Origin of the sequence: Staphylococcus sp. Mo2-1, assembly GCF_046721385.1 — a bacterium.
In the GTDB taxonomy this organism is placed as follows: Bacteria; Bacillota; Bacilli; order Staphylococcales; family Staphylococcaceae; genus Staphylococcus; species Staphylococcus equorum_A.
The window spans coordinates 1,843,627-1,857,083 of the sequence record NZ_JBEUUK010000001.1 but is presented as its reverse complement, the minus strand read 5'-3'; the positions used below and the strand labels follow the sequence as shown (position 1 = coordinate 1,857,083).

Here is a 13,457-nt window from a genome sequence, read left to right as displayed (position 1 = left end):
TAAAATTATTGGTGTGCAATACTATTTTACCAAAAAAGGAAGAGCAATAATATACTTTAATTATATTATTTTTATGAATACAAACTATCTTGAAGAAAAAGTAAAAGGCGGGGACATGTCACATGTCTCGGCCTCAATTTTTATATTGGCAGTGGCTGACTGAATTGAAAATACAGTCATATCTGGATTTTAAAGAACTACTACTTCATTTATGAAGACAAGTAGTTCTTATGTAAGAGTTTCAGCGCTTGTATTCCATTTTCTAGTCAGCTATGTAGGGCCTGGGCTCATACGACGAAATGTCATTAGAAAAATTAGATTTCTGTCCCACTCCTATGCATCTTTATCACTTAGTAATATGGAATTTAATTTATGTAGAAAATCCGCATAATTTAATAGAAATTGACAAACATCATTCTGGAGGGAATTTAAGCTGTCATTATAATTTTGAATTATAGTATTTAAGTAGATATATTATTTATTGCGCTTATGTTGCTGAATGATCTTACGCGCACGTTTTCGTGTTTTTATGTTGGGGCTATTTAGGTTACGACGTGCTGTTTGTACATCTAATTTCATAAAATATGACCTCCTTTATCTATGTGTATTATGAAGTATCAGAAACAATTTGTAAATAGTAATTATTACGATTTGAAGATGATAATTTTACATTAAAAAATAATTTCTCCTATTTGTAATGTTTTTAAGTTTATTTGATGTGATGTTGTTGAAATATATGTATAATGCATAAATGCAGCTATTTTATGGTTGATAGACTAATAAGAAAACAGGAGACAAATATGAATCAAAAAACCAAAATATTAATGATATTAATGATGTTGCTTGGCGGTTTCTTCGGACTTTTAAATGAAACGTTATTAACAACAGCATTACCAAGTATAATGAAAGATTTTCAAATAGATTACACACAAGTGCAATGGCTCACAACAGCCTTTCTATTGACTAATGGGGTAGTTGTCCCATTATCAGCAATGGTGATTCAACGATTTTCAACTAGGAAAGTATTTTTAACAGCAATATTTATATTCTTTATAGGTACAATTATTGCAGGATTTAGCCCTAACTTTTCAATTCTTTTAGGCGGAAGAATTGTTCAAGCATTAGGATCTGGAATTATGTTACCACTTATGATGACTACAATATTAGACATCTTTGAACCTCATGAACGTGGTAAGTATATGGGGACATTTGGTTTAGTTATTGGTTTAGCACCAGCCATAGGGCCAACGTTATCGGGTGTACTTGTTGAATACTTCGATTGGCGTTCACTTTTCTTTGTTGTTGCACCAATCGCGAGCATTAACATTCATCGGCGCACTTAAGTTTGTGAAAAACGTGGGCACGAATAAAAAAGTGCCAGTTGACGTATTCTCCATCATATTATCCATACTAGGATTTGGTGGTTTACTCTATGGTACAAGTTCGATTTCACGTGATGGTTGGAGTGACCCAGTAGTTTTAACAACTGTAATAGGCGGATTGATCTTAGTAATAACTTTCATTGTTCGCCAAACAAAATTAAAAACGCCATTACTAGACTTTTCAGTATTCAAAAACAGTCAATTTGCTATAGGTATTATAATTATGGCATTTACAATGATATCAATGATTGGATCTGAAACAATATTACCAATGTTCGTTCAAAATATAATGAAAGACTCAGCACTTCAATCTGGGCTTATATTATTACCTGGCGCTATTGTAATGGGGATAATGTCAGTAGCTTCAGGATTTTTATATGAGAAGTATGGTGCTAAAATATTAGCATTAATTGGTATGTCCATTGTGGTAGTAACGACTTCTTACTTTGTAATCATGGATGAACATACTTCATCAGCAATTCTTGCAACGGTATATGCAATTCGTATGATAGGTATTGCACTAGGATTGATGCCATTAATGACACATACAATGAATCAATTATCACATGAGATGAATGCACATGGTTCATCAATGACGAATACAGTACAACAAATTTCAGCTTCTATTGGTACAGCTGGTTTAATTACTGTGATGACTCAAGTTTCTAAAAATTTCACACCTGATATGAGTAATTATAAGGGTATTGGAAAACAAGAGATGGCAGCTCAAATACAACATGAAGCTTTATTAAGTGGCTATCATGGAGCATTTTGGTTTGCTGTTATTATTTCTATTATCAGTTTACTCAGTGTGTTTATGCTGAAAAGTCAGCGTAAAATACGCGCAGAACAAAAAGAATTATAATAGATTAATCGTACGAAGCACTATAGACAACACTGTAATTAGATTTGTAATTGTGATATTTTTAAACATAAATAACCTCATAAATACAAGAATGGAGTGTATGTATCATAGAACATTCGATGAAATTAAATAATGAACCATTTCATTTAGTTAAAAATGGGACGAAAACAATTGAAGTAAGATTAAATGATGAAAAAAGGCAAGAAGTACAAAATGGAGATACCATTATTTTCACAAATCTCGAGACGGATGAACAAATCAACGTAGTCGTCACAGAAACAGTGGATTTCCCTTCATTTCAAGCGTTGGTTAATCAATATACAAATCAAGAAATTGGTGCTAAAGAGGAAGAACAGCTTTCTCAAAAATTAGCAGCCATATATCAAATATATTCGCAAACTGACGAATTAAATTATGGTGCATTAGCAATTAAAATACGCTTAACAGATTAAGAATAAATTCGGCCTGGCATAAATTGTCGAGCCGAATTTTTATTCGTAAAAAATCAAAAATTTAAAAAGAATGAATTTAAAATCACTCTAGAACATTTAAGTTATTCATTGTATGATAATATTTATGGAAGAAGTATATTTTAAAGGTGATTCATGAGTAGTTAAACTGGATTTAGGAGTGTGCCAAATAATGAAAAAATTATTGATCATGATCGCTATATCGACGGTTATTGTAGCAGGCTGTAGTAGTGGAAAGTATGCTGATAAAATAGATAAAGCAGTAAATAAACAACAAACATATCAAGAAAACTTATCTGAAAAACAAAAAGGTGATCTTGAAGAAAAATTCGACAAAAAAAATGCGAATATATACGTTTATGAAAAAGGTAAATATGTCATGCTTGCTTATAAGCCTTTTAAAGAAGACGAAGAGGTACATTATTATACTTATAAATTTGAAGACGACAAAGCAAAACATTTAAAAGATTTTAATTCGAAAGCATATACACACAAACATGAACCTGACTATAAAGAAGAAAATATGGATATTAAAGAATAATTTTATTTACTGATATCTAAAATTGAGGTGTTTTGGAAAGCATATGAAAAAATTATGGCTATGTTTAGGTTTAATAGCTACTATGTTATTAATAACTGCTTGTTCAAGTGATGAGGATGCACATAAAGATGACAAGCAAAGTGCCAATGGGAAAATTAAAATTATAGAATACGGTGATTTTAAATGTTCTTATTGTAAAAAAGTAGAAAGTAATATTATGCCTAAACTTAAAAAAGATTATATAGACAAAGATAAAGTAGATTACCAATTTGTGAATATGGCTTTTCTTGGTGATGATTCAATTATTGGATCGAGAGCCGGGCATGCAGTACAACAAATTGCACCGAAACAATATTTAGATTTTCAAAAATTAATGTTTGAACAGCAAGGCGATGCTGAAAAAGAATGGATAACTGAATCACTAGTAGATAAACAAATTGATAAATTAAGTATCGACAGTAACCAAAAAGAAAAAATTAAAAAAGATTATAAAACTGAAGATAGTAAATCATGGAAAGCGGCTAAGAAAGACCAAAAACAAGCTGAAGACAAAAATATTGATACAGCGCCTACAGTTTATATTGGTGGAGAAAAAGTAGAAGATCCTTATGATTACGATAATTATAAAAAATTAATAGAAAAAAATAAGTAAGTAAATGGTCTAAAGTACAAAATTGTAATAACAATGTGCTTTAGGCTTTTCTTTTACTCAAAAATAAATCGTAATCATTATTATTTAGTATTGCGTTTTGTTCGGAGGGAGTTTATAATTTTAAATCGTAAGCGTTACTATTTGAAGGAGGATGTAGAATGAAAAAAACACTATACATAATATCTTTGGTCATTTCATTTGCAATTGTCATAGCAGGATGTGGCAAAGCTGATACGAATGAAACAGGAAGTGAAGGTGACAAAGATAAAATAAAAATTAATACAACAGTTTTTCCATTAAAATCATTTGCTAAAGAGATTGGAGGAGAACATGTTTCAGTAGAATCAATTTATCCAGCAGGCACAGACTTACATAGCTATGAACCAACTCAAAAAGACATAATTAATGCGAGTAAATCAGATTTGTTTTTATACACAGGGGACAACCTAGACCCTGTTGCTAAAAAAGTGGCTTCAACGATAAAAGAGGATGATAAAAAATTATCGCTAGAAGATAAATTAGACAAGTCCCAGTTACTTACAGATCAACATAGCCACGACGAAGAAGATACACATGAGCACGAACATAAGCACGAGGGACATCATCATGGAGGATATGATCCGCATGTTTGGTTAGATCCTAAATTTAATCAAACTTTCGCCAAAGAAATCAAAGATGAATTAATTAAAAAAGATCCAAAACACAAAAATGATTATGAAGAAAATTATAAAAAACTAGACAAAGAACTAAAAAAAATAGATAACAAAATGAAAGATGTTACGAAAGATAAACAAGGTAATGCTGTGTTTATTTCTCATGAATCAATAGGTTATTTATCTGAAAGATATGGTTTTGTACAAAAAGGTGTTCAAAACATGAATGCAGAAGACCCATCTCAAAAAGCTTTAACAGAAGTAGTTAACGAAATTAATAATTCAGGAGCAAAATATATTTTATATGAAGATAATGTCTCAAATAAAGTTACAGATACAATTCGTAAAGAAACAAAGGCTGAACCATTAAAATTTTATAATATGGAATCACTTAATAAAGAACAACAGCAGGATGAGGATTTAACCTACCAATCCCTTATGAATAAAAATATAGAAAATATTGATAAAGCTTTAAATAACGATATCAAAGTAAACGATGACAAACAGCAAGGCAAACATGAAAAAGCTATTTCAGAGGGTTACTTTAAGGATGATCAAGTTAAAGATAGACCATTAGCTGATTATAAAGGTGATTGGCAATCAGTTTATCCATATTTGAAAGATGGATCATTAGATGATGTGATGAAGCATAAAGCTGAAGAAGATGATGCAATGACAGCAAAAGAATATAAAGCATATTACGAAAAGGGTTATAAAACAGATATAGATAATATCAATATCACAAGCGACTCAATTACGTTTGAAAAGAACGGTAAAAAAGCGACAGGTAAATATAAGTATGATGGTAAAGATATTTTGAAATATGAAAAAGGCAACAGAGGCGTAAGATATACATTTAAATTAGTAGGTAATGAAGATAAAGCTTTACCTAAGTATGTCCAATTTAGTGACCATAATATTGCACCTAAGAAAGCACATCACTATCATATCTTTATAGGTAATGATAAAGAAAAAGTGATGAAAGAATTAGATAATTGGCCGACATATTATCCTAAAGCATTAAATAGTAAAGAAATTAAAGCAGAGATGTTAGCGCATTAACTATTCTAGTTACTGTAAATTAATTTACTTTTTAAATTTAAAATGAATAAAAAAGTGAATTAAGGGAATGAAATTAAAGGAGATGAAAAGTTCGGACTTTTCACTTGATATAATAAATATATCTGGTATACTAAATGTATCAACTAAAACTAATAATACTTTGGAGGTATGTTTTTTATGACAACATTTAATTTTGACCCAAGCACATTCAGTAGTAGAATTTTCAATTAAGCACTTAATGATTTCTAACGTTAAAGGTAAATTTAAAGATTTCGATGTAAACTTAGAAGGTGACATCAATGATTTAAGTTCACTTAAAGGTACAGCCGTAATTAAAGCAGAATCGGTTGATACAAACGTAGCAGACCGTGATGGTCACTTACGTACTGGAGATTTCTTTGATACTGAAAACTATCCAGATATTAAATTTGAAATTACTTCAGTAGACGAAAAATCTGTAACTGGTAATTTAACAATTAAAGATGTAACTCAAGAAGAAACATTTGATGCTTCTTATGAAGGTACAAGCAAAAACCCATTAAATGGTGCACAAACTGCAGGATTTATTGTAAATGGTACAATCAATCGTGAAAAATATGGAATGACATTTAACCAAAAACTTGAAACAGGTGGCGTAATGGTTGGTAAAGATGTGAAATTCCAAACAAGTTTAGAATTCGCTTTAGAAGACTAATATAAAAATAAATGTTTAAGATTTAACGCTTATTAAAAGAAATAGCTACTAGATAACCTAATATAGGTATCTAGTAGCTATTTTTATATAGATTAATGACTTTCTTCTTTTCTCTCACGCCAATATTTAAAGAGTATATAAATACTAAGACTCCAGAGAATAATTATAGTACCGATACTAGCAATTAATACGAAGTTATAGCTTGTATGATCTCCACCAGTAAATATTTTTCCAATAAGGTCTGGGAGACATAAGATTAATATTAAAAAAGCAAAATATTTTTGTTTTATTACAAAACAAGTAATCATCGTTATTAATAAAAGTATTAGTCCAATTATAAAGTTAGTAGTTTGATTGGGTGACCAAAAAACAAATAATGGATGGTTACGTAACACGAATTCACACAGTAAGTAAATTCCGAAAATCAAAGGTGCAATAACAAAAGCTGCAACATATGTTTTCTTACTATCGCCCCATCGCATAATTACTTTTTTTACTACAAATAATATCAACACAAAAGAACCAATAAAGATGAATAAAATATAGAGTATTAAAGATAAACTTAACTGAAATGAATTGTCCAGCATTCTTGGAACAATTGTCATTACAATCATAAATGAAATGATATAGAGTACATATTTATGAATACCTTTAGTTAAACTCAATTCTTTAGAAAAGTTATCAGCATAATTTTTGATAGGCGTGTTTAGTAAATTATCAATATTATCATTGCTTTCTTCAGCGATTGTAATATGATCACGTAATTCTTCCTCAATCGCATTAATTTCATCTTCGTCCTTGCCACGAAATAGCAATTCGATTCTTAATTTTAATAAAAAATCTTCAGCTTTTTTAGTCAACAACGTCAACACTCCTCATTAAATTATTCATACCATTGTTTAAATAGTTCCACTTACTTTTGAAATTTGATAATTCTTTTTTACCGTCTTCAGTTAATAAATAATACTTACGTTTTGGTCCGCCAGTATCTGATTTTTTAGTTATCGTAGTGACATATCCATTTTTATTTAGTCGTAATAATACTGGATATATACTGCCATCACTAATTTCAGGGAATTGTTGAGATTTTAATTTATCTAGAATTTCATAACCATATGTTTCACCTTGAGAAATCAGTCCCAATATGGCGCCATCTAACAATCCTTTCATCATTTGATTTGAAATTGACATGTAATCCCTCTTTTCACTATCTTATAATATAAGATAGTTGGAATTGTACGCTTTGTCAACTACCTTACGATAAAAGATAGTAAGTCATAATTAATATTTGTTGATAAATAATTAAGCGATGAAATGGGTATAGTGATACATAAGATAGGGGGAGATCACATGGCGACAGATTTACCAAAAATAGGACGGCCCGCAACCCAAGCTCTTAATGATATAGGTGTCGTAACGTTAGAAGAAGTTGTACAATATGAGCGAACAACATTATTAGGCATACATGGTATTGGTCCTAAAGCGATTGAAATACTTCATGTAGCATTAACAGATATCGACTTAAATTTTAAAAATGAAACGGAGTCAGATTTACCATTTAAATTAACGGGGGATTTAAATTGTGATAATGCACCCAAAAGGAAGATAATGTTAGATTTTTTAATAGGCTCAATATTAGTAGATAAAGTGCAATTATTGGAAGCTGTTACAGCAGATTTTATATGGGAGGTTCCTGGCGCTTTTGAATTGCATGGTTTTGAAGCGTTTTATGATGAATTAAACGCACATAAAGTCGATATTGATTCATTGGAAGTGACCCATAATATTTCTCATGGTAAATTAGGAGCGATACATGGCACTCAAATTGCTCAAAATGGAGATACAATTTATTTTGCGGACTTCTTTGAATTTGAAAGCCATAGTAAAAATGCTAAAGTAAAAAAGATAATATCATATGTAATTATGGATAAAGGAGAATCGTAAATGACAGTTCAAGTTGAGGAAAACAAAATAATTTTTACGAGAGATTTTAATACAACGGCACAAAATATATTTAAAGCGTATACTGACCGTGCTTTATTTGAACAATGGTTTCACCCACAAGGTGCAAAGACTGAAGTATTTAAATTTAATGTTCAGACTGGTGGACATGCATTTTTCGCTATACGTGCGCCTCAAGGTACAAGCTATACTGTGACTAATTATAATGAAGTGAAAGAACCGACGCTAATTGATTATTATGATTACTTTGCAGACAAAGATGGTAATATTGATGAAAAAATGGCAGGTATGCATAACATCATTCATATAGAAGAAAACAGTAAAGGTTTGACTACGATAAAATCTATAGCAGAATTGCCAGATCCTAAAGCAGCTCAACAATTGTTGGATATGGGTGTAGAAGAGGGTATGAATAGTACTTTTGATAATTTAGAGACACTTTTAACAAAATTATAAGAATAGTCAATAAGATGTTGGAAATTACCTGTTTATTCCAACTCTCTTTTCGATATAATAGTATATGAAAAGAGGTGAGTGTATTGAATAAACGTTATGTTAAAGTACTTGGACTATATTCAGTGAGTACGCTAGTACCCGCGTTATTTTTAAATGAAAAAAGTTTGAGTCATACTACATTTAAATGGTTTATACGTACATTAACAGGATATGGTATTTTTGCCTATGGTTTACATGTGTTAAGTAGGTATAAAAACTAATATTTTATATAAAAAGAGAGTAGTACGGAACTCTAATTTTTCTAATTAGAGTTCCGTACTACTCTTCATACTGACGACAAAGTCTCAGGCTTTGTCGTCAGTTCTGTTTGCGCATACTTAAGTAAATCAATATCCTTCATAATGCTTAACTTAGGTAGTAGTCAAAAGCATTAGTCTATGACTAGTACTATTACCACAGGTGTCAGTGAAAATTACAGTCGTTATTATTAATTTAATGATTCACCATTTGTTTCAATAACATTGCGATACCAATCAAAAGAATCTTTCTTTCTGCGTTCTAAAGTACCATTGCCTTGGTTATCTCTATCGACATAAATTAAACCATAACGTTTTTTCATCTCTCCTGTAGTGAAAGAAATAATGTCTATAATACCCCATGGTGTATAGCCCATTAGATCAACACCATCTTCGTCAACTGCTGTGATTGTCGCATTAATATGTGCTTTTAAATAATCGATACGATACGTATCATGAATTTTACCGTTTTCATCAATTTCATCTACAGCACCAAAGCCATTTTCAACGATGAAAAGTGGTATTTGGTAACGGTCATATAATATATTCAAAGTATAGCGTAGACCTGTAGGATCAATGGCCCAACCCCAATCACTTTGCTGAATGTGAGGATTATCGACAGAATTCGCTAACCCACCATTGGTAACATTTTCTCCAGTATATGATTTTGCATCGTGTTTAACAGCAGTAGACATATAGTAGCTAAAACCAATATAATCAACTTTACCTTCTGATAAAATTTTGTCATCTCCTTCTTGCCAACCAATATCATAATTCTTTTGTTCTAACATTTTATTTGCATAGCTAGGATAGTAGCCTCGAACTTGGACATCTGGGAAGAAGAAACGTAAACGATTTGCTTTTACAGATTCCATCATATCTTCTGGATTACAAGAATAAGGATATATTGCTACATGAGAAATCATTAATCCTATTTCAAAATCAGGGTTAATTGCTCTACCTATTTTTACAGCTTTTGCACTCGCGATTAATTCATTATGAGCGACTTGATACAGTACTTCTTCTGGGTTTTCATCTTCTTCTATAAGGACGCCTGAGTTTGTCCATAAGAAAATCGGATTATCTATATCCATTTGGTTATTAATTTCATTAAAAGTCATCCAATATTTAACTTTATCCTTGTAACGCTTGAATACAGTTTCTGCAAATTGAGCAAAGAAATCTGCTACTTTTCTATTTCTAAAACCACCATATTCACGTGCTAAATGTAATGGCATTTCAAAATGAGACAAAGTAATCACTGGCTCAATACCATATTTTAACAATTCATCAAAAATATTATCGTAAAATTGTAGTCCTGCTTCATTAGGTTCTATTTCATCTCCATTTGGGAAGATACGAGACCAAGCGATTGATGTACGTAAACAATTTAATCCCATTTCATTAAATAATGCGATGTCTTCTTTATAACGATTATAAAAATCTATACCTACATGATTTGGGTAATATTTATTTGGGTCTACATCTTGTGTGATTTCACGAGGCTTGCCATGTTCTCCATTAGTCATTACATCAATAACACTTAAGCCTTTTCCGTCTTTATCGTAACCACCTTCAAATTGATTGGCGACAAGAGCGCCACCCCATAAAAAGTCTTTTGGTAATTTAGTCATTATTATATACTCCTTTATTCTTATTATTTATTTATAATTGTTAGTAATGCATCATTTTGCGAAACTTGTACTGCATCCGTAGTAATTACTTCACTAAATTCAGCTGAATTAGTGACAATGATTGGAATTACAGTATCGTATCCACTTGATTCAAGCCACTTTTGATTGAAATGCAATAAAGGTTGTCCTAGTTTGACTTCATCATTTTCATTAACTAGTAATTCAAAACCTTCTCCTTTTAACTCCACAGTTTCTAAACCAACATGAATCAATAGTTCTACACCGTCAGGAGATGTAATGCCAATTGCATGTTCACTTACAGCAATCATACTTACAGTGCCTTCAAGTGGTGCGTGAACTGTATTATTTGCAGGTTTTATAGCAATACCTTGACCCATCATACCTTCTGAGAAAATAGGGTCATCGACTTCAGTTAAAGGAAGGATTTGCCCATCTAAAGGACTATGAATAAGTGTTTCAAGATTGCTATTTGTTGAAACTGCTTGTGGAATAGTACTTGAGTTAACTTCTGTGTCTTCTACTTCCTCTGTCGTATCATGACCATAACCTAAGAATTGAATTAATATGATAGGTAAGATGATAGCAATTACTGATCCTAATAAAATGCCCCAAATAGATGAAGGGTTATCAGGACTATATCCATTAATAATTGTTATAGGGCCAGGCAGCTCTGCGTATGCATAATATTTAGGATTAAAGAAACTTGCAACAAATGCACCTAAGGCGCCGCTGATACATGCAATAATAAAGGGTTTTTTAAAGCGTAAATTGATACCATATATTGAAGGTTCAGTAATTCCAAAAATGCCTGTAACACCTGCTGAAGAAGCGACACGTTTAATTTCTGTACGCTTAGATTTAATTAACACACCTATAACAGCACCGATTTGAGAAATAACGGCAATTGTTTGGAAAGCTTGGAATGAATCACTTTGATGTTGCTCAAAGTTTGCTAAAACCATAGGCGTGATGCCCCAATGCACACCGAATATTACAAAGATTTGCCACAAACCGCCAATAAGTGCGCCGCCTAACCATGGCGCAACTTCAACGAGAAAGTTGAAACCAGCGGCAATACCATGTGCGCCAAGTGTAGTGATTGGTCCAATAACGAGTAATGTAACAGGAACCATAATGACGATACTTAAAAATGGTGTGAATAAAGGTCTTACTACATCATGTATCCATTTGTTTAAGTATTTTTCAATATAGGATAATATCCACACTAAGAAAAGGGGTGGCAATACAGATGAAGTGTAACTTGTCTCTGTAAGCGGCATGCCAAATAATTTAATTGTTTCACCGCTTTGTATTCTTTCTACCATTCCTGTTAAATCAGGACTCACCAATGCCGCAGTACAAGCAATTGCAATATAAGTATTTACATTAAAATGGCGTGAAGCAGTAATTGCGATGAATATTGGTAAGAATGTGAAAGGGGCCCAGGACATGAAATTAAAAACTTCATAAGTGCCTGTGTTTTCAAAGGATGGAATAATCAGTTTTATGATTATTAATAAACCTTGTAATATACCAAGCAGCAGCTAAAATGTAAATAAATGGTGCGAACACTGCAGACATCGTCGCGATGACACGGTTAAGTATTGACCCTTTATTTTCAGATTGTTCATTATCATCCGATGGTTGTTCACTTGTTAAAGCTTCAAAAAATTTAAATACTTCACCGACGTTATTTCCTATGACAACTTGAAATTGACCATTATTTTCCACAACAGTCACGACACCATCTATTTCCGATACTTTTTTCTTAGCATTTGGAATAGATCTTTTTAATACTAATCGTAATCTGGTTGCACAGTGCGTGCTATTGACAAGGTTTGCTTCACCCCCAACTGCCTCTAATATACTTTGTGCGAGTATTTTATTTTTGTCTGCCACATTTCCCAACCCCTTTAATAAGTTAATCAACACGATTTGTGTAATCGTTTCCTATATTCTAATTGTACCGGTACAATTTGTAAAGACCCTTACAAATAAAAAGTTCGGTAGTTTAAATTAGCATTCATGTTATAATTGGGTGAATTTTAATATAAAAGGGGTAAGTGTATGCTCAAGTATGAACAAATTGCTCAACAAATGAATGAATATATAGAAAGTGGTCAATTTCAAGCAGGGGATAAATTACCAAGTGTTGAGGCATTAAAAATAAAATATGATGTGAGTAAAAGCACGATTATTAAAGCTTTGGAAATATTAGAAAAACAAGGGAATATTTATCAAGCACGCGGTAGTGGCATCTATGTGCGTAATAAAAAAAGAGATGGATATCTTAATCTCTTTTCAACTGGCGGTTTTAGTGATGAATTTACGGGACTAAATGTAACAAATAAGGTATTGCGCGTTGAGGAAGTCATTGCACCAGAAAGCGTTCGGCAAAAATTAAAGTTAGACAAAGATACATTAGTCTATGTTTTAGAGCGTATTGTTTATGTAGATGGTGAAATATTTTGTTTCGAGCAGTCGTATTTTAATAAAGATATCGTGCTATTTTTAAATGAATCTATAGCAGAAAAGTCTATTTTTAAATATTTAGAACAAAACTTAAAAGTGAAGATTGGGTTCTCAGATGTTTATTTTAATGTAGATAAATTGGAAGAAGAAGAAGCTGAATTATTAGAATTGGATGAGGGCGATCCTTGCTTAAATTATGAACAAGTATTTTATACAACAACCGGCATACCATTTGATTGTTCGCATCTGATATACCATTATCAGAACGCTCATTTCTATATTCCTTCACAAAAATGA

Annotated in this window: 12 protein-coding genes and 3 pseudogenes; 10 read left to right on the top strand and 5 right to left on the bottom strand. The window is 31.7% G+C overall.

Annotated elements, in window-relative coordinates:
- Window positions 1-474: 474 nt before the first annotated feature.
- Entirely contained in the window at window positions 475-579 is a 105-nt protein-coding gene (locus tag ABLV95_RS09490) for a putative metal homeostasis protein (RefSeq protein ID WP_002511503.1), read from the bottom strand.
- Window positions 580-800: 221 nt separating this feature from the next.
- Between ABLV95_RS09490 and ABLV95_RS09485 the strand changes: the two are divergent.
- From ABLV95_RS09485 to ABLV95_RS09460, 6 genes and pseudogenes are all read left to right on the top strand, one after another.
- Window positions 801-2,247: pseudogene (locus tag ABLV95_RS09485) on the top strand (MDR family MFS transporter).
- A gap of 119 nt (window positions 2,248-2,366) precedes the next feature.
- The gene (locus ABLV95_RS09480) at window positions 2,367-2,699 is read left to right on the top strand and encodes an ASCH domain-containing protein (RefSeq protein WP_427706504.1); all 333 of its coding nucleotides are present in this window, start codon (window positions 2,367-2,369) and stop codon (window positions 2,697-2,699) included.
- 190 nt (window positions 2,700-2,889) lie between these two features.
- Window positions 2,890-3,258 carry a cystatin-like fold lipoprotein gene (locus ABLV95_RS09475; protein ID WP_427706506.1) on the top strand — a complete coding sequence of 123 codons (369 nt, stop codon included), beginning with the start codon at window positions 2,890-2,892 and terminating at the stop codon, window positions 3,256-3,258.
- 43 nt (window positions 3,259-3,301) lie between these two features.
- Window positions 3,302-3,910 carry a DsbA family protein gene (locus ABLV95_RS09470; protein ID WP_427706508.1) on the top strand — a complete coding sequence of 203 codons (609 nt, stop codon included), beginning with the start codon at window positions 3,302-3,304 and terminating at the stop codon, window positions 3,908-3,910.
- 158 nt (window positions 3,911-4,068) lie between these two features.
- Window positions 4,069-5,625, top strand: coding sequence for a zinc ABC transporter substrate-binding lipoprotein AdcA (gene adcA, locus ABLV95_RS09465; protein WP_427706510.1), 1,557 nt, complete (start codon window positions 4,069-4,071; stop codon window positions 5,623-5,625).
- A gap of 177 nt (window positions 5,626-5,802) precedes the next feature.
- A pseudogene (locus ABLV95_RS09460) lies at window positions 5,803-6,319 on the top strand (YceI family protein).
- A 92-nt stretch (window positions 6,320-6,411) separates the two neighbouring features.
- Here ABLV95_RS09460 and ABLV95_RS09455 read toward each other — a convergent pair.
- Window positions 6,412-7,179, bottom strand: coding sequence for a hypothetical protein (locus ABLV95_RS09455; RefSeq protein WP_460875460.1), 768 nt, complete (start codon window positions 7,177-7,179; stop codon window positions 6,412-6,414).
- Complete coding sequence (locus ABLV95_RS09450) at window positions 7,172-7,510, bottom strand: PadR family transcriptional regulator (protein ID WP_427706514.1); 339 nt, start codon at window positions 7,508-7,510, stop codon at window positions 7,172-7,174. The genes ABLV95_RS09455 and ABLV95_RS09450 overlap by 8 nt, the downstream gene beginning before the upstream one ends.
- A gap of 159 nt (window positions 7,511-7,669) precedes the next feature.
- Between ABLV95_RS09450 and ABLV95_RS09445 the strand changes: the two genes are divergently transcribed.
- The 3 genes from ABLV95_RS09445 to ABLV95_RS09435 all read left to right on the top strand — a co-directional run bounded on the left by ABLV95_RS09445 (window position 7,670) and on the right by ABLV95_RS09435 (window position 8,997).
- Entirely contained in the window at window positions 7,670-8,263 is a 594-nt protein-coding gene (locus tag ABLV95_RS09445) for a helix-hairpin-helix domain-containing protein (protein ID WP_427706516.1), read from the top strand.
- Window positions 8,264-8,737: an SRPBCC family protein gene (locus ABLV95_RS09440; protein WP_069817463.1), complete on the top strand. Its 474-nt coding sequence runs from the start codon at window positions 8,264-8,266 to the stop codon at window positions 8,735-8,737.
- Window positions 8,738-8,820: 83 nt separating this feature from the next.
- Entirely contained in the window at window positions 8,821-8,997 is a 177-nt protein-coding gene (locus ABLV95_RS09435) for a hypothetical protein (RefSeq protein WP_176721553.1), read from the top strand.
- Between the two features lie 227 nt (window positions 8,998-9,224).
- Here ABLV95_RS09435 and ABLV95_RS09430 read toward each other — a convergent pair whose 3' ends face one another.
- Window positions 9,225-10,667: a 6-phospho-beta-glucosidase gene (locus ABLV95_RS09430; protein WP_460875455.1), complete on the bottom strand. Its 1,443-nt coding sequence runs from the start codon at window positions 10,665-10,667 to the stop codon at window positions 9,225-9,227.
- Window positions 10,668-10,690: 23 nt separating this feature from the next.
- Window positions 10,691-12,587: pseudogene (locus ABLV95_RS09425) on the bottom strand (beta-glucoside-specific PTS transporter subunit IIABC).
- A gap of 168 nt (window positions 12,588-12,755) precedes the next feature.
- Here ABLV95_RS09425 and ABLV95_RS09420 point away from each other — a divergent pair.
- A complete protein-coding gene (locus ABLV95_RS09420) occupies window positions 12,756-13,457 on the top strand; it encodes a GntR family transcriptional regulator (RefSeq protein ID WP_069817477.1) in 702 nt (233 codons plus the stop codon).

What these genes read in the sequence shown, in the direction of transcription:
- ABLV95_RS09470 (WP_427706508.1), top strand. Translation starts at nt 3,302, where the DNA reads ATGAAAAAATTATGGCTATGTTTAGGTTTAATAGCTACTATGTTATTA.
- ABLV95_RS09450 (WP_427706514.1), bottom strand. Translation starts at nt 7,510, where the DNA reads ATGTCAATTTCAAATCAAATGATGAAAGGATTGTTAGATGGCGCCATA.
- ABLV95_RS09430 (WP_460875455.1), bottom strand. Translation starts at nt 10,667, where the DNA reads ATGACTAAATTACCAAAAGACTTTTTATGGGGTGGCGCTCTTGTCGCC.
- ABLV95_RS09490 (WP_002511503.1), bottom strand. Translation starts at nt 579, where the DNA reads ATGAAATTAGATGTACAAACAGCACGTCGTAACCTAAATAGCCCCAAC.
- ABLV95_RS09440 (WP_069817463.1), top strand. Translation starts at nt 8,264, where the DNA reads ATGACAGTTCAAGTTGAGGAAAACAAAATAATTTTTACGAGAGATTTT.
- ABLV95_RS09480 (WP_427706504.1), top strand. Translation starts at nt 2,367, where the DNA reads ATGAAATTAAATAATGAACCATTTCATTTAGTTAAAAATGGGACGAAA.
- ABLV95_RS09475 (WP_427706506.1), top strand. Translation starts at nt 2,890, where the DNA reads ATGAAAAAATTATTGATCATGATCGCTATATCGACGGTTATTGTAGCA.
- ABLV95_RS09420 (WP_069817477.1), top strand. Translation starts at nt 12,756, where the DNA reads ATGCTCAAGTATGAACAAATTGCTCAACAAATGAATGAATATATAGAA.
- adcA (WP_427706510.1), top strand. Translation starts at nt 4,069, where the DNA reads ATGAAAAAAACACTATACATAATATCTTTGGTCATTTCATTTGCAATT.
- ABLV95_RS09445 (WP_427706516.1), top strand. Translation starts at nt 7,670, where the DNA reads ATGGCGACAGATTTACCAAAAATAGGACGGCCCGCAACCCAAGCTCTT.